At 69.7% G+C, this 15,270-nt stretch carries 14 protein-coding genes and 1 tRNA gene; 8 read left to right on the plus strand and 7 right to left on the minus strand.

The genetic code is table 11. The features are described from left to right. The first annotated feature begins 75 nt into the window (after positions 1-75). A complete protein-coding gene (locus E2B92_RS14400) occupies positions 76-939 on the plus strand; it encodes a rhomboid family intramembrane serine protease (RefSeq protein ID WP_126888921.1) in 864 nt (287 codons plus the stop codon). A 285-nt stretch (positions 940-1,224) separates the two neighbouring features. Here E2B92_RS14400 and crgA read toward each other — a convergent pair whose 3' ends face one another. Then, positions 1,225-1,485, minus strand: coding sequence for a cell division protein CrgA (gene crgA / locus E2B92_RS14405; protein ID WP_126888920.1), 261 nt, complete (start codon positions 1,483-1,485; stop codon positions 1,225-1,227). 166 nt (positions 1,486-1,651) lie between these two features. Between crgA and E2B92_RS14410 the strand changes: the two genes are divergently transcribed. The 6 genes from E2B92_RS14410 to E2B92_RS14430 all read left to right on the plus strand — a co-directional run bounded on the left by E2B92_RS14410 (position 1,652) and on the right by E2B92_RS14430 (position 5,984). Next, complete coding sequence (locus E2B92_RS14410; RefSeq protein WP_126888919.1) at positions 1,652-2,419, plus strand: DUF881 domain-containing protein; 768 nt, start codon at positions 1,652-1,654, stop codon at positions 2,417-2,419. Between the two features lie 15 nt (positions 2,420-2,434). Beyond that, positions 2,435-3,187: a class E sortase gene (locus tag E2B92_RS14415; RefSeq protein ID WP_126888918.1), complete on the plus strand. Its 753-nt coding sequence runs from the start codon at positions 2,435-2,437 to the stop codon at positions 3,185-3,187. A gap of 83 nt (positions 3,188-3,270) precedes the next feature. Beyond that, positions 3,271-3,432 carry a hypothetical protein gene (locus E2B92_RS32975; protein WP_185923769.1) on the plus strand — a complete coding sequence of 54 codons (162 nt, stop codon included), beginning with the start codon at positions 3,271-3,273 and terminating at the stop codon, positions 3,430-3,432. Continuing rightward, the gene (locus E2B92_RS14420) at positions 3,429-4,067 is read left to right on the plus strand and encodes an aminodeoxychorismate/anthranilate synthase component II (RefSeq protein WP_126888917.1); all 639 of its coding nucleotides are present in this window, start codon (positions 3,429-3,431) and stop codon (positions 4,065-4,067) included. The genes E2B92_RS32975 and E2B92_RS14420 overlap by 4 nt, the downstream gene beginning before the upstream one ends. Continuing rightward, positions 4,064-5,269, plus strand: a complete 1,206-nt coding sequence (locus E2B92_RS14425) for a class E sortase (RefSeq protein WP_235023812.1) — start codon at positions 4,064-4,066, stop codon at positions 5,267-5,269. Before E2B92_RS14420 ends, E2B92_RS14425 begins: the two co-directional genes overlap by 4 nt. 37 nt (positions 5,270-5,306) lie before the next feature. Further along, entirely contained in the window at positions 5,307-5,984 is a 678-nt protein-coding gene (locus tag E2B92_RS14430) for a class E sortase (RefSeq protein WP_126888651.1), read from the plus strand. A gap of 213 nt (positions 5,985-6,197) precedes the next feature. Here E2B92_RS14430 and pknB read toward each other — a convergent pair whose 3' ends face one another. The 6 genes from pknB to E2B92_RS14460 all read right to left on the minus strand — a co-directional run bounded on the left by pknB (position 6,198) and on the right by E2B92_RS14460 (position 14,316). Then, positions 6,198-8,234, minus strand: a complete 2,037-nt coding sequence (gene pknB / locus E2B92_RS14435) for a Stk1 family PASTA domain-containing Ser/Thr kinase (protein ID WP_126888652.1) — start codon at positions 8,232-8,234, stop codon at positions 6,198-6,200. Positions 8,235-8,400: 166 nt separating this feature from the next. Continuing rightward, a complete protein-coding gene (locus E2B92_RS14440) occupies positions 8,401-9,861 on the minus strand; it encodes a peptidoglycan D,D-transpeptidase FtsI family protein (RefSeq protein ID WP_126888653.1) in 1,461 nt (486 codons plus the stop codon). Continuing rightward, on the minus strand, positions 9,858-11,288 hold the full coding sequence (locus E2B92_RS14445; protein ID WP_126888654.1) for an FtsW/RodA/SpoVE family cell cycle protein: 1,431 nt from the start codon (positions 11,286-11,288) through the stop codon (positions 9,858-9,860). The genes E2B92_RS14440 and E2B92_RS14445 overlap by 4 nt, the downstream gene beginning before the upstream one ends. A 27-nt stretch (positions 11,289-11,315) precedes the next feature. Then, positions 11,316-12,815, minus strand: a complete 1,500-nt coding sequence (locus E2B92_RS14450) for a Stp1/IreP family PP2C-type Ser/Thr phosphatase (protein ID WP_126888655.1) — start codon at positions 12,813-12,815, stop codon at positions 11,316-11,318. Between the two features lie 138 nt (positions 12,816-12,953). Then, complete coding sequence (locus E2B92_RS14455; protein WP_126888656.1) at positions 12,954-13,463, minus strand: FHA domain-containing protein FhaB/FipA; 510 nt, start codon at positions 13,461-13,463, stop codon at positions 12,954-12,956. A gap of 10 nt (positions 13,464-13,473) precedes the next feature. Next, entirely contained in the window at positions 13,474-14,316 is an 843-nt protein-coding gene (locus E2B92_RS14460; protein ID WP_126888657.1) for an FhaA domain-containing protein, read from the minus strand. A gap of 702 nt (positions 14,317-15,018) precedes the next feature. Here E2B92_RS14460 and E2B92_RS14465 point away from each other — a divergent pair. Further along, positions 15,019-15,105, plus strand: a tRNA-Leu gene (locus E2B92_RS14465). The last annotated feature ends 165 nt before the right edge of the window (positions 15,106-15,270 follow it).

Genomic DNA, 15,270 nt, shown 5'->3' on the forward strand with positions numbered 1-15,270 from the left:
TGGCAGCGGGAACCTTTCCGCCTCGTCCATCCGTAAGGATGGACGAGGCGTTTTGTGCGTGACGAGGGGATCTCCATGGAGCAGGCGCATCTGCCGGGCTGTTACCGCCATCCCGGTAAGGAGACGGGGATCCGCTGTACGCGCTGCGAGCGGCCCATCTGTTCCGACTGCATGGTGAACGCGTCGGTCGGTTTCCAGTGCCCGGAGTGTGTGCGCGACGGGTCGGGCACGGGACACTCGCGGACCGCCAACCAACCGCGCACCATCGCGGGCGGCAGGGTCACGGCCGGCCACCCCCACCTGGTCACCAACGTCCTCATCGGACTCAACCTGCTCGTCTTCCTCATCGGCAGGCTGAACCCCGCCGTCATCGACGAGCTGGTGCTCATCGGGTTCGCCTTCGACCCCGATCTCGGGCGGGTGGTGGGGGTCGCGGACGGCGAGTGGTACCGGCTGGTCTCCTCGATGTTCCTGCACGAGGAGATCTGGCACGTCGCCGGCAACATGCTGCTGCTGTGGCTGCTCGGCGGGGCTCTGGAGGCGGAGCTCGGCCGGGCCCGGTACGTGACGCTCTACCTGCTGTCCGGGCTGGCCGGAAGCGCGCTCACGTATCTGATCGCGCCGGAGAACCAGGGCTCGCTGGGGGCCTCGGGCGCCGTCTACGGGCTGCTGGGCGCGACCGTCGTCCTCGTACGCCGGCTCAAGCGCGACATGCGGCCGATCATGGCGCTGGTGGTGCTCAACCTGGTGATCACCTTCGCGCGGGACGGGATCGCCTGGGAGGCGCACATCGGCGGACTGGCCGCCGGTCTGATCATCGCGTACGCCATGGTCAACGGCCCGCGCGAGCGGCGGGCGCTGCTGCAGGGGGCGGCCTGTGCGCTGGTGCTGGGACTGACCCTGGTGACCGTGGTTCTGAGGACGGCCGCGCTCACCTGAGCGCCGATTGTCCCCACCGTTGTCCACAGCATGTGTTCGATCTTGCGCATCATGTGGGGAACGCCTGTGCCCCTCACCTCTGACCTGGCATTTCACCGGAAGGGCAAGGGGCGGGCCGGGCTGTGGGAAGCGGCGGCCGCAATCACATCGGCGTCAACTCGATGCAAGTTATCCACAGATCGTCTGACCTTTTCCACCCGCTGTGCACAACGCTGTGGATAACTCAGGGCAGGGCTTGACCGACTGCTGCCTGGCCGCGCCCCACAGGAGCCCCTGGGAGGACGGCTACTTCCACTGGGTGGAGACGCCGAAGCCCGCCGCGATGAAGCCGAAGCCGACCACGATGTTGAGGTTCCCGAGTGACTTGACGGGCAGGGAGCCGTCGGTGACGTAGAAGACCACGATCCAGGCGAGCCCGATGGCGAACAGCGCCAGCATCACCGGAGCCACCCAGCTACGGCTCGTCAGCTTGATGTTGGTCGCCTGCTTCGCGGACGACGGCGGGGGCGTGAAGTCGGCCTTCTTGCGGATACGTGACTTCGGCACGAGGGACTCTCCTGTCGATGCGCTGCGTGACCGCGCAGGGAACTGTGGCTGTGTACAGCAACGTGGCTTCGTGGCTGGTCGCCGGGGTGTGACGAGGGGGACCACTGCCTCACCCGGGCGTCCGTTAGCGTAGTGCTTCCGCGGTGCTGAAGGAGATAAGGGTACGTTGAGCAATTCCGCCGACTCTCCCGAAGAGCCGGGCGGGCGCAGGAACTGGCGCCCCGTCCGGCTGCTCACCGCTGCCGTCTTCGCCCTCGCCGGCCTCATCTTCGTCACCAGCTTCAACACCGCCAAGGGCACCAACATCCGCAGGGACGACTCGTTGCTGAAGCTCTCGGACCTCATCCGGGAGCGCAGCCACAAGAACGCCGAGCTGGACGAGTCCACGGCGGCGGTACGCGATCAGGTCGACACCCTCGCCCGCCGTGACGACGGCTCCACCAAGGCCGAGGACGCCCGGCTGGGCGCCCTGGAGAAGGCCGCCGGCACCACCAAGGTCGCCGGCCAGGGCCTCACCGTCACGCTCAACGACGCCCCGCCCGGCGCCCAGGCCGCCCCCGGTTACCCCGAGCCGCAGGCCAACGACCTGGTCATCCACCAGCAGGACCTCCAAGCCGTCGTCAACGCCCTGTGGAAGGGCGGTGCCAAGGGCATCCGCGTCATGGACCAGCGGCTGATCTCCACGAGCGCCGTGCGCTGCGTCGGCAACACCCTGATCCTTCAGGGCCGGGTCTACTCGCCGCCGTACCGGATCACGGCCGTCGGCGACACCGGCAAGCTCCAGCGCGCGCTCGACGACTCCACCGCCATCCAGAACTACCTGCTGTACGTGAAGGCGTACGGGCTCGGCTGGAAAGTCGACGAGCACGAGGCGATGACTCTGCCCGGGTACTCGGGCACAGTGGACCTCCACTACGCGGAGCCCGCCGACTAGGGCCCGGCGCCGGAGGTGCCTGTGCGGCTGATCGTCAGGACCCTCAGCGAACTGTGCGTCACCGTGGGCACCGTCATCGTGCTGTTCGTGGTGTACGTCGTCCACTGGACCGGCGTCGAGGCCCAGGGCGCGAGCGTCGGCGAGATCGGCGCCCTGGAGGAGCGGTGGGCCCGGGCCCCCGTCCAGCCGCCGGCCCCCTATCCCTCCCCGCGCCCGTCCCAGCACCCGTCACCCGGGGCGGACCCGACGGCGGCACCGGCGGCGGAGCCGACGGCGGCACCGGCGGCGGAGCCGTACGAGGACGGCGAACCGTTCGCCGTCATGTACGTCCCCCGCTTCGGCGCGGACTGGCACTGGCCCGTCCTGGAGGGCACCCGGGCCGCCACCCTGAAGAAGGGCCTCGGCCACTACCCCGCCACCGCCCGCCTGGGCGCCACCGGGAACTTCTCGGTGGCCGGCCATCGTCGTACGCACGGCGACCCCTTCAGGGACTTCCCCGCGCTGCGCCCCGGCGACGCGGTGATCCTCAACGACGGGACGACCTGGTTCACGTACCGCGTCGCGAGGGAGCCGTACCGCACCGTTCCCGAGGACGTCGGCGTCGTCGACCCCGTCCCGGTGAGGTCCGGGTTCGGCGGCCCGGGCCGTTACCTCACGCTCACCACCTGCGACCCCGAGTGGGGGAGCAGCCACCGGCTGATCGCGTGGGCGCGGCTGGAGGCCACCCGCCCTGTGACGCAGGGCAAGCCCCCGGCTTTCCACAGGTGACCCATCCCACGGGGATCGCCCCGTACTCTGGTGCGGTATCGAAGGGCATCCGACGACCATCGAGGGAAGGACCAGCAGGCGTCATGTACGGCTGGATCTGGCGGCATCTGCCGGGCAACGCGTGGGTGCGGGCGCTGATTTCGCTCGTCCTGATCCTCGCGGTCGTCTACGTGCTCTTCCAGTACGTGTTCCCCTGGGCGGAACCCCTGCTTCCGTTCAACGATGTGACGGTGGACGGTCAGTGAGCGCGCGCATTCTCGTCGTCGACAACTACGACAGCTTCGTCTTCAACCTGGTCCAGTACCTGTACCAGCTCGGCGCCGAGTGCGAGGTCCGGCGCAATGATGAGGTGGAGCTGAGCCACGCGCAGGACGGCTTCGACGGCGTCCTGCTCTCGCCCGGGCCGGGCACCCCCGAGGAGGCCGGCGTCTGCGTCGACATGGTGCGGCACTGCGCCGGCACGGGCGTCCCGGTATTCGGCGTCTGCCTGGGCATGCAGTCGATGGCGGTGGCGTACGGCGGTGTCGTCGACCGCGCGCCCGAGCTGCTGCACGGCAAGACCTCCCCGGTGGTGCACGAGGGGCGGGGCGTCTTCGCCGGCCTGCCGTCGCCGTTCACCGCGACCCGGTACCACTCGCTGGCCGCCGAGCCGGCGGACCTGCCGGACGTCCTGGAGGTCACGGCACGCACCGAGGACGGCATCATCATGGGGCTGCGCCACCGTGAGTTCGCCGTGGAGGGCGTGCAGTTCCACCCCGAGTCGGTGCTCACCGAGTACGGGCATCTGATGCTCGCCAACTGGCTGGAGCAGTGCGGCGACACCGGTGCGGTCGGCCGGTCGGCAGGGCTCGCGCCGGTGGTGGGCAAGGCCGTCGCGTGACCCCCGTGCGCCCGGAGCACGAGCACGGTTCGCCGTGGTTCCGGGCGACGAACCTCCCCGAGCCGGAACCCGAGGTTCCGTGGCCTTACGCGGGCCAAGGTACTCCGGGCGCGGGCGAGGGAACTCCGGCCCCCCAGCCCTACACGGACGCCGCCTGGCAGCCGCAGCAGCCCCCCGTACCGACCGGCCCCCTCCCCACCGGCCCCACACTCACCGGCCCCGTGCCCACCCCCGCCGTACCCGACGACGAGACCATGGCCCTCCGCACGGAGGAGACGCGGCGAATAGCGGCCGGACCGGGCGCGGCGGGCGCACACTCCCACCGGTCCGCGGCCGGCGACCACCCGGCGACCGGCGACCGCCCTGCGACCGGCGACCGCCCGGCGACCGGTGGCCGGGCCGAGCGCCGCAAGGCCGCCAAGGGCCGGGGCCGCCGCCGCAAGGGCTCCTCCCCCGCGCCCGCCGCACCACCCCAGGACCCCGGCAGGCCGCTGACCCGTGTGGAGGCCCGGCGCGCGGCCCGGGCCCGCAAGGACAGCGTGGGCGTCGTGGCCAGCCGGGTGGTCGGCGAGGTGTTCATCACCTTCGGCGTCGTGATGCTCCTCTTCGTCACGTACCAGCTCTGGTGGACGAACATCCGCGCCGGTCTGGAGGCCGACGAGGCGAAGAAGGGCATCGAGAACGCCTGGGCGGAGGGCCGCAAGCCGGACGCCTTCGAACCGGGGCAGGGCTTCGCGATCATGTACATCCCGAAGCTCGACGTCGTCGTGCCCATCGCCGAGGGCATCAACAAGGAGAAGGTCCTCGACCGCGGCATGGTCGGCCACTACGCCGAGGGCCGGCTCAAGACGGCCATGCCCTCCGACAAGCAGGGCAACTTCGCGGTCGCGGGCCACCGCAACACCCACGGTGAGCCGTTCCGCTACATCAACAGGCTCACGCCGGGCGACCCGATCGTCGTCGAGACGCAGGACGCGTACTACACGTACGAGATGGCGAGCATCCTGCCGCAGACCCCGCCCTCGAACGTCTCGGTGATCCAGCCGGTGCCCCAGGGGTCCGGCTTCACTCGGCCCGGGCGGTACATCACGCTGACGACGTGCACGCCCGAGTTCACCAGTACGTACCGGATGATCGTGTGGGGCAAGATGGTCGAGGAACGCCCGCGCAGCAAGGGGAAACCGGACGCGCTCGTAGGCTAGGGCGGCCTGGCTTCGACCTTCAGACGGGACAGATGTAGTGGCACGTGCGCGCAGCCGGATCGCCGGCGTCATCAGCGTCTTCGGCGAACTGTTGATCACCGCCGGGGTGATCATGGGCCTGTTCGTCGTCTACTCCCTGTGGTGGACGAACGTGCTGGCCGACCGCGAGGCCGACAAGCAGGGCAACGAGGTGCGCGACCACTGGGCGTCGGCGGCCCCGGGCGCCCTCGACACCAAGGACGGCATCGGCTTCCTCCACGTGCCGGCGATGAAGAACGGCGAGGTGCTGGTCAAGAAGGGCACCGACCCCAAGACCCTCAACAACGGCGTCGCCGGCTACTACACCGCCCCCGTGAAGTCCGCCCTCCCCACGGACAAGCAGGGCAACTTCGCGCTGGCCGCGCACCGCGACGGCCACGGGGCGAAGTTCCACAACATCCACAAGCTCAAGACCGGCGACTCGATCGTCTTCGAGAGCAAGGACACCTGGTACGTCTACAAGGTCTACAAGACGCTCCCCGAGACCTCGAAGTACAACGTGGACGTCCTCCAGCCGGTCCCCAAGGAATCGGGCAGGACCAAGCCGGGCCGGTACATCACGCTCACGACCTGCACGCCGATGTACAGCTCCACGTACCGCTACGTCGTGTGGGGCGAGCTGGAGCGTACCGAGAAGGTCGACAGCGACCGCACCCCGCCGGCGGAGCTGCGCTAGCCCACGGCCCACTGGCCACTGCCACTGCCCACTGCCCACTGGCCACGGCCCACTGGCGCGCCGGCCGTCACGCCGAGCCCCCGGTCGCCGGCGAACGCCACGACGGAGCCCCGGCACCCTCCTCAGGGTGCCGGGGCTCCGTCGTGTTCCTCAGGCGTGCGTCAGGCGTGCGTCAGGTCAGTCCTGCGGCCAGTCCCGCGCTCGGTCCCGCGGTCAGTCCTGCTCGCGGAAGGTGATGCCGGACGGGCCGCCGAAGAAGCCGCCGTCGTTGTCCCCTTCGTTGTCGCCGTTGTTCCCGTTGCCGCCGTTGTTGCCGCCCTGGCAGCCCAGGGTCGTCAGCGTGACGGTGGTGGTCGCCGGGTCCACCGGGGTGCCGGGCTTGGGGTCGCTGTCGGTCACGATGGCGTTGTCGTCGGCCGGGCAGCCCTGGGCGACCTGGATGTTGGTGAACCCGCTGCCACCCAGCGCCTGCTTCGCCTGGCCCACCGTCTGCGCCCGCACCTCGGGCACCGGGACCTGCTGCTGCTGCGGGCCCTTGGAGACCTTGAGGGTCACCTCGCTGCCCTTGCCCGCCTTGCTGTTGCCCTCCGGGCTCTGCCCGGTGACGGTGTTGGCCGGCTGGTCGGAGTCGACGTCCTCCCGCTTGACGGTGAAGCCGAGGGTCTCGAGCTGGGCCTTGGCGGCGTCGAACTGCTGGCCCACGACCGGCGGCACGTTCAGCTCGGCCTGCTTGGACACCGTGAGGGTGACCTCCGTGCCCTTCTCGGCCTGGGTGCCGCCCGCGGGGTCCTGCTCGAGCACCTCGCCCGGGTCCTTCTCGGACTCCTTGTACTCCACCTTGACGGTGAAGCCCTTCTCCTCGAGCTGCTGCTTCGCGCTGTCCTCGGACTTCTCCGTGACGTCCGGGACCTCGATCTTCGCGGCGCCCTCGGAGACGACGACCGTGAGGGTCTCGCCCTCCTGCATCGTCCCCGACTCGGGCGTCTGCTTGCAGATCACGCCCTTCGGCCGGTCACACGCCTCCGAGCCGGACCGGGCGATCTTCAGCCCGGCCTTCTCGACCGTCTGCTCGGCCTCGGCGAAGGGCTTGCCGACCACCTGGGGCACGGCGATGGGGTCCGAACCGCCGCCGTCCTGGTTGTCGAAGACCGCCCTGCCGATCAGGATCGCGCCGACCAGGACCAGGATGCCCGCCAGGATCAGCAGGATCGTCGAGATGTTCGACTTGCGCTGGCGGCGGCGGTCCGGGCGGTCGTCGTAGCCGAAACCGCCGTCGTCCGGGTTCATGGGCGGCAGCATCGACGTCTGCCCGGCCGGGTCGGCCTGGCGCATCGCGGTGGTCGCCTGGTCGTCCGGGCCGTAACCGCCGGGGTAGCCGACGGCACCCATCGCCGCAGTCGCGGCGACCGGCTGGCCGTCGAGGCAGGCCTCGATGTCGGCGCGCATCTCGTCGGCCGACTGGTAGCGGTAGTCGGGGTCCTTGACCAGCGCCTTCAGGACGATGGCGTCCATCTCGGGCGTGATCTCGGGGTCGAAGTTGCTGGGCGGCTGCGGCTCCTCGCGCACGTGCTGGTACGCCACCGCGACCGGGGAGTCGCCCACGAACGGCGGGCGGACGGTCAGCAGCTCGTAGAGCAGGCAGCCGGTGGAGTACAGGTCGGACCGGGCGTCGACCTGCTCGCCCTTGGCCTGCTCCGGGGAGAGGTACTGGGCGGTGCCGATCACGGCCGCGGTCTGCGTCATGGTCATCCCGGCGTCGCCCATGGCGCGGGCGATGCCGAAGTCCATGACCTTGACCTGGCCGGTCCGGGTCAGCATCACGTTCGCGGGCTTGATGTCGCGGTGGACGATGCCGGCCCGGTGCGAGTACTCCAGCGCCTGGAGGATGCCGACGGTCATCTCCAGCGTGCGCTCGGGCAGCAGCTTGCGCCCCGAGTGCAGCAGCTCACGCAGCGTGGAGCCGTCGACGTACTCCATCACGATGTACGGGATGGAGATGTTGTCGACGTAGTCCTCGCCGGTGTCGTAGACCGCGACGATCGCCGGGTGGTTGAGCGAGGCGGCCGACTGGGCCTCACGGCGGAACCGGGCCTGGAAGGACGGGTCACGGGCGAGGTCGGCCCGCAGCGTCTTCACGGCGACGGTGCGGCCGAGCCGGGTGTCGTGGGCGAGGTAGACCTCCGCCATGCCACCGCGGCCGAGCACCGAGCCCAGCTCGTACCGGCCGCCGAGGCGACGCGGCTCTTCCATAACAGTTCCAGCCCTCTCCGTCAGTCCCGACCGCACCCCTCTGTGTGGTCCGGCGGTGTGCTGTTCGCGCATACGCTACCGGCCACGGGAAGTCGATCGGACCGCGACCACTACCTGATACGGGACCGGTACACACCGGCACTCAGGTGCGGCCGCGGCTCGCGCGTCACTTCTTGCTGTCGAGTACCGCCTTCATCACATCGTGGGCGATGGGACCGGCCAGGCCGCCACCGCTGATGTCGTCACGGGTGGCCTTGGAGTCCTCGACCACGACGGCGACGGCCACCGGGGAGCCGCTGTCGGTCTTGGCGTACGAGATGAACCAGGCGTACGGGCGGGCCTTGTTCAGCTCGCCGTGCTGGGCGGTACCGGTCTTGCCGCCGACCTTCACGCCGCGGATCTTCGCGGAGCTGCCGGTGCCGTTGTCGACGACGCTCTCCATCATCTGCTGGACGAGCTGGGCCGTCTTCGCCGACATCGGCTGGCTCATCTCCTCCGGCTCGTGCTTCTCCAGCACGTCCAGGTCCGGGGAGCGCAGCTCGTCCACCATGTACGGCTTCATCAGCTTGCCGTCGTTGGCGATCGCCGCGGCGACCATGGCCATCTGGAGCGGGGTGGTCGCGGTGTTGAACTGGCCGATGGAGGACAGCGCGTTCTGCGGGCGGTCCATGTTCTTGTCGTAGACGGACATGGAGGCGCGGACCGGGGTGTCGATCTCCGCGTTGTTGAAGCCGAACTTCTCCGCCATCTCGACCATCTTGTCGCGGCCGACCTCATGGCCGAGCTTGGCGAAGACCGAGTTGCAGGACCACTCCATCGCGTACATCAGGGTGGCGTTCTCGCAGCCCCGGGCGTGGTTCTTCATCGGCGTGGTCGTGTCGGGCAGGAGCCACGGCTCGGGCGTGTCGGTCGCCGCGTTGATGTCGGTGACCTTGCCGTTCTCCAGCGCCGCGGCGGCCGTCAGCACCTTGAAGGTGGAGCCGGGCGGGTAGATCTCGCGCAGCGCGCGGTTCAGCTTCGGCTTCTCCTTGTCCTTCTCCAGCGCCTGCCACGCCTTGGCGTCCTTGTCGTGGTAGCCGGCGAAGGAGGACGGGTCGTACGAGGGGGTCGACGCCAGCGCCAGGATCTTGCCGGTCGACGGCTCGATGGCGGCGACGGCGCCCTTCTTGTCACCGAGGCCCTTGAACGCGGCCTTCTGGGCGGCGCCGCTGAGGGTGGTGACGACGTCGCCGCCCTTCTTCTTCTCGCCCGTGAACATCGACATGGTGCGGTCGAAGAACAGCCGGTCGTCGTTGCCGGTGAGGATGCCGTCCTCGAGCTTCTCGAGCTGGTTGGCGTCGAACGCCTGCGAGGCGTACCCGGTGACGGGCGCCCACATGGGACCGTCCACGTAGGTGCGCTTGTACCGGTAGAAGGGGTCCTTGGAGTCGACGGACCCGGTGATCGGCTTGCCGTCCACGATGATGTTGCCGCGCGGGTTGGCGTACCGCTCGATGGTCACCCGGCGGTTCTTCTCGTGGGAGCTCAGCTCACCGGCGCGGACGTACTGGATCCAGTTGTCCCGGATGAGGAGGGCGAGCACCAGCAGGCCGCAGAAGATCGCGACATGGCGCAGGGGCTTGTTCACGGTCGGACCACCTGGGTCATCTCGGCGTCGGGGGACGGGGCGGGTGCCGGCGCGGGACGGCGGGCGGTGTCGCTGATCCGCAGCAGGATCGCGATCAGCGCCCAGTTGGCGATCACGGAGGAACCGCCGTACGCGAGGAACGGCATGGTCATACCGGTCAGCGGGATGAGGCCCATGACGCCGCCGGCGACGACGAAGATCTGGAGGGCGAAGGCCCCGGACAGGCCCATCGCCAGCAGCTTGCCGAACGGGTCGCGGGCGGCGAGCGCGGTGCGGATGCCCCGCTCGACGATCAGGCCGTACATCAGCAGGAACGCCATCACGCCGGCCAGGCCGAGCTCCTCGCCGACGGTGGCGAAGATGAAGTCGGAGTTGGCGGCGAAGCCGATCAGGTCGGAATTGCCCTGGCCGAGGCCGGTTCCGAGGGTGCCGCCGGAACCGAAGGACATCAGCACCTGGGTCATCTGGTCGCAGGCGGCGGCCATGTTGGAGCCCTCGGGGGCCGTCTTGATGCACCCGAAGGGGTCGAGCCAGGCGGCCACACGGGACTTGACGTGGGTGGCGGTCGAGCCGACGACCACCGCGCCGCCCACCGCCATCAGCAGACCCATGATGATCCAGCTCGTCCGCTCGGTCGCCACATACAGCATGATCACGAACATGCCGAAGAACAGCAGCGACGTACCGAGGTCGTTCTCGAAGACCAGGATGAGCAGGCTGACGGCCCAGATGGTGAGGATCGGGCCGAGGTCACGGCCACGGGGCAGGTACAGCCCCATGAAACGGCGGCTGGCCAGGGCCAGCGCGTCCCGCTTCACCATCAGGTAGCCGGAGAAGAAGACCGCGATCACGATCTTCGCGAACTCACCGGGCTGGATGGAGAACGGCCCGACCTTGATCCAGATCTTGGCGCCGAAGACGTCCGAGCCGAGCCCCGGCACCAGCGGGAGCAGCAGCAGGACGACCGCCACCACCATGGAGATGTACGTGTAGCGCTGGAGGACGCGGTGGTCCTTCAGGAACATCAGCACCAGCAGGAACAGCGCGACGCCGATCGCCGAGTACATGAGCTGCTTCGGCGCGTCCGGCGTGAACGTGTCGTACCGGGCGATGATGCGCGGCGACTGGTCCAGCCGCCAGATCAGCACCAGGCCGAGCCCGTTGAGCAGTGTCGCCAGCGGCAGCAGGATCGGGTCCGCGTACTTGGCGAACTTCCGCACCAGCAGGTGGGCGATGCCGGCCAGCAGGCCCAGCCCGATGCCGTAGCCGAGCATGCCCGCCGGGACCTTGCCGTCGAGCGCAAGGCCCACGTTGAGGTAGGCGAACACCGGGATGGCGACGGCGAAGCCGAGCAGCGCCAGCTCGGTGTTCCGGCGGCTCGGCAGGTCGATCGCGCCGATGGTGGTCGTGTTGGTGACAACGCTCATGGTGGTGAAAGGCCCCCCTACGGGTGCTTAGCTCTTGCCGCAGTTCGAGGCCAGCTTCTGCTCCTCCTCCGAGAGGGTGGGGCCCGGAGTGGGAGTGGCTGCGGTGCTGGTGGTGGGCTTGGGCGTGGGTGCGGTCGGCAGGCCGGTGGTGCCGCCCGCCTGGCCCTCGCCCGGAGGTGCGGCGGGCACCCGGTCGGCCGCCTCCTGGCGCTGCTCCTGCTTCTTGCAGGCGGACGCCTGGACGGCGAGTTCCTCGATCTTGTCCTGGGCCTTGGCGAGGCTGCCGCCGGCGATCGTTTCCTCGACCTGCTTGCGCTGGTAGTCGGGGAGGTACTTGAGTTCGATCTCGGGGTGGTCCTTCTCGACCTCCGAGAGCGAGACCCACGCCAGGTCCTGGCTGATGCCCCGGTAGAGCGCGACGTGCTGGTCCTTGGTGCCCACGTAGTACTGCGTCTGCGTCCAGCGGTAGCCGCCGTACGTGGCGCCGCCGACCACGGCCAGGGCGAGCACGATGAAGAACGATCTCTTCAGCCACTTGCGGCCGCTGCGCGGCTTGGTGAAGTGCTCGTCGCTGTACGCGTTGAAGCCGCCCTCCGGCGGCATGCCGCCGTACCCGAGGTCGTCGCCGCTGCCGGGCGGGCCGAACCCGCCGCCGGGCGGCTGCGGCGCCTGACGGCCCAGGCCGGCCGCGCGGCCCGCCGGGGTCTCCATGGCGCCGCCGTCGTTGAGCTGCTGCTGGTTCTCGGCGACCGCGCCCACGACGACCGGGGTGTCGCTGAGCTGGCCGGCGAGGGTGTCGCCGCCGTCGACGTCGAGGACGTCCGCCACGATCACCGTGATGTTGTCCGGTCCGCCGCCGCGCAGCGCGAGCTGGATCAGGTCCTGGACGGTCTCCTGGGGGCCCTGGTAGCTGGCGAGGGTCTCCTCCATCGTCTGGTGGGAGACCACGCCGGACAGGCCGTCCGAGCAGATCAGGTACCGGTCCCCGGCCCGTACCTCACGGATGGAGAGGTCGGGCTCGACGTGGTCGCCACTGCCCAGCGCGCGCATCAGCAGGGAGCGCTGCGGGTGGGTGGTGGCCTCCTCCTCGGTGATGCGCCCCTCGTCGACGAGGCGCTGCACCCAGGTGTGGTCCTGGGTGATCTGCGTCAGGACGCCGTCGCGGAGCAGGTACGCCCGGGAGTCGCCGACGTGGACCAGGCCGAGCCGCTGGCCGGTCCACAGCAGGGCGGTCAGGGTGGTGCCCATGCCCTCGAGCTGCGGGTCCTCCTCGACCATCAGCCGGAGCTGGTCGTTGGCGCGCTGGACCGCCGTACCGAGCGAGGTGAGGATGTCCGAGCCGGGTACGTCGTCGTCGAGCGTGACCAGCGTGGAGATCACCTCGGAGGAGGCGACCTCACCGGCGGCCTGGCCGCCCATGCCGTCGGCGATCGCGAGCAGGCGGGGACCGGCGTACCCCGAGTCCTCATTGCCCTCGCGGATCATGCCCTTGTGCGATCCGGCGGCGAAACGCAGTGACAGACTCATGCGCACCTGCCCTGTCGACTCCGACGCCTCCGGGTACAGCCGGTCTCGAGCCACACTGCCCACCCTCCGGTCGGGAGCCTGTGCCGGTCACCTGTGGGCACCGCTGCGGCTCGCTCGCTCCGCTCGCTCATTGTCGTACTACTTCCGCAGCTCGATGACGGTCTTGCCGATGCGGATCGGCGCGCCCAGCGGAATCGGTGTCGGGGTGGTGAGTCGGGTCCGGTCGAGATACGTGCCGTTGGTGGACCCGAGATCCTCGACGATCCACTGGCCGTCACGGTCCGGGTAGATCCTGGCATGCCTGCTGGACGCGTAGTCGTCGTCCAGGACGATCGTGGAGTCGTGCGCACGTCCCAGGGTGATCGTCTGCCCCTGGAGGGCGACCGTGGTGCCCGTGAGGGTGCCCTCGGAGACGACCAGCTTGGTCGGGGCCCCCCGCCGCTGGCGGCCGGACTGCTGGCGCTGCTGCGGCGGCGCGGCCTGCTGGCGGGCGGCCTGCTGCGGACGCGCGCTCTCGCGGCGCGAACCCCGCTGCGTGACGCGCGTACCGAACAGGTCGCTGCGGATGACCTGAACGGCCACGATGACGAACAGCCACAGTACGGCGAGGAAACCCAACCGCATGACCGTGAGGGTCAGCTCTGACATTGCCCCCGCTTCACCCTTCGGCTTGCCGGTAAACGATGGTGGTACTGCCCACGACGATCCGCGAGCCGTCGCGGAGCGTAGCGCGGGTGGTGTGCTGTCCGTCCACCACGATGCCGTTGGTGGACCCGAGATCCTGGATCGTCGAGGGCGTTCCGGTCCGGATCTCGCAGTGGCGGCGCGATACGCCGGGGTCGTCGATCCGCACGTCGGCCTCGGTGCTGCGGCCCAGCACCAGCGTCGGGCGGGAGATCTGGTGGCGGGTGCCATTGATCTCGATCCAGCGGCGCACCTGGGCGCCGGGCACGGGGCCCGCGGCACCCGGCGGGCGGCCTGCGGCGGGCGGACGGTTCATACCGGGCGGCGGGGCCGCCGGCATCGGAGGGGCACCGGTGGGAGGGTAGCCGTACCCACCGGGGCGGCCGCCGGCGGGCGCGGCGGAGTGGCCCGCGGGCCCGGCCGGGGCCTGGGACTGTGACGTACTCGACGCGAGCGTCCGGCTGCGCACCCGGTACAGACCCGTGTCGAGGTCGTCCGCCTTCTCCAGATGGACCTTGATCGGGCCCATGAAGGTGTACCGCTGCTGCTTGGCGTAGTCGCGCACCAGGCCGGAGAGCTCGTCGCTCAACTGGCCCGAGTAGGGGCTGAGGCGCTCGTAGTCCGGCGCGCTCAGCTCCACGATGAAGTCGTTCGGGACGACCGTCCGGTCGCGGTTCCAGATCGAGGCGTTGTTGTCGCACTCGCGCTGGAGGGCGCCCGCGATCTCGACGGGCTGGACCTCGGACTTGAAGACCTTGGCGAAGGTGCCGTTGACCAGACCTTCGAGACGCTGCTCGAAACGCTTCAGGACTCCCATGGGGCACCTCCTCCGTCGTTGCCGTCCTGGTACTGCTTACTGATCGTATCCACGCGTCGGGAAATCGGCTGGTTCCCCTTCTCTGGCCTGTGGATGAGTGTCACCTCTCACAGGGATCGTAGAGGCGCCCTCCAGACAGTGTCCCGCACCTGAGGTGCACCTTGGAGGAGTGGGTACGAAGGGAAGTCGTTCCCGTGTCCCCTTCCCCTGTTCTGTCTGTTCTGTCTGCGGCGTCGGGTGTCGGGTGTCGGGTGGGCGGGCGTCTGCGGCGTGGGGGGTGGATGCCCGGGTGGTTGCCCGGGTGCCGGGGCGGTGAGGTTTGTGTGAGACGTCTGTGTGTGGCGTCCGTGTGTGGCGTTTCGTCGTTCTGCTCGTGGGGCTCCGTGCGGTGGGTGCGGTGGGTGCGGGGCGGCTCCATGGGGCGGGTACGGGTGGCTCTGTGAGGCCGCGGGGGCGAGTGGGGCGCGTGGGGCACGTAAGGCGCCGTGGGCGGGGGTCGATGGGTGGCCCGGGCGTTCCGGTTCGGTTCCGGTTCGTACGGCGGCCTCCTCTCCCCTCGGCTCGTCCCTTCCCCTCTCTGTTCGCCGTCGGGGTGCCCGAAACAAACGGATGTGAATCCACCTCCCGCGGCGTGCTAATCTTCAGATGTCGCCAGGGGGACGCACCGGGAAAACGGTGAAAAACCAAGCGGCAACACCCAATGCGCGGGTGGCGGAATAGGCAGACGCGCTGGATTCAGGTTCCAGTGCCCGCAAGGGCGTGGGGGTTCAACTCCCCCCTCGCGCACCACCAGGAACGGGTGGCATCGATCACGATGCCACCCGTTCTGCTGTGTCCGGGCACGTCTGTGCGACGGGTGCGCGCCACTGGTGCGCGCGTCGGGTGCGCGTGACGGTGCGTGCCGTGTGAGCAAGGTCTCAAGGGGTGCTCGTCGGCCGCGCGCTTCGGCCCGCG

The sequence above is a fragment of the Streptomyces sp. WAC05374 genome (genome assembly GCF_004353505.1).
Lineage (GTDB): Bacteria > Actinomycetota > Actinomycetes > Streptomycetales > Streptomycetaceae > Streptomyces.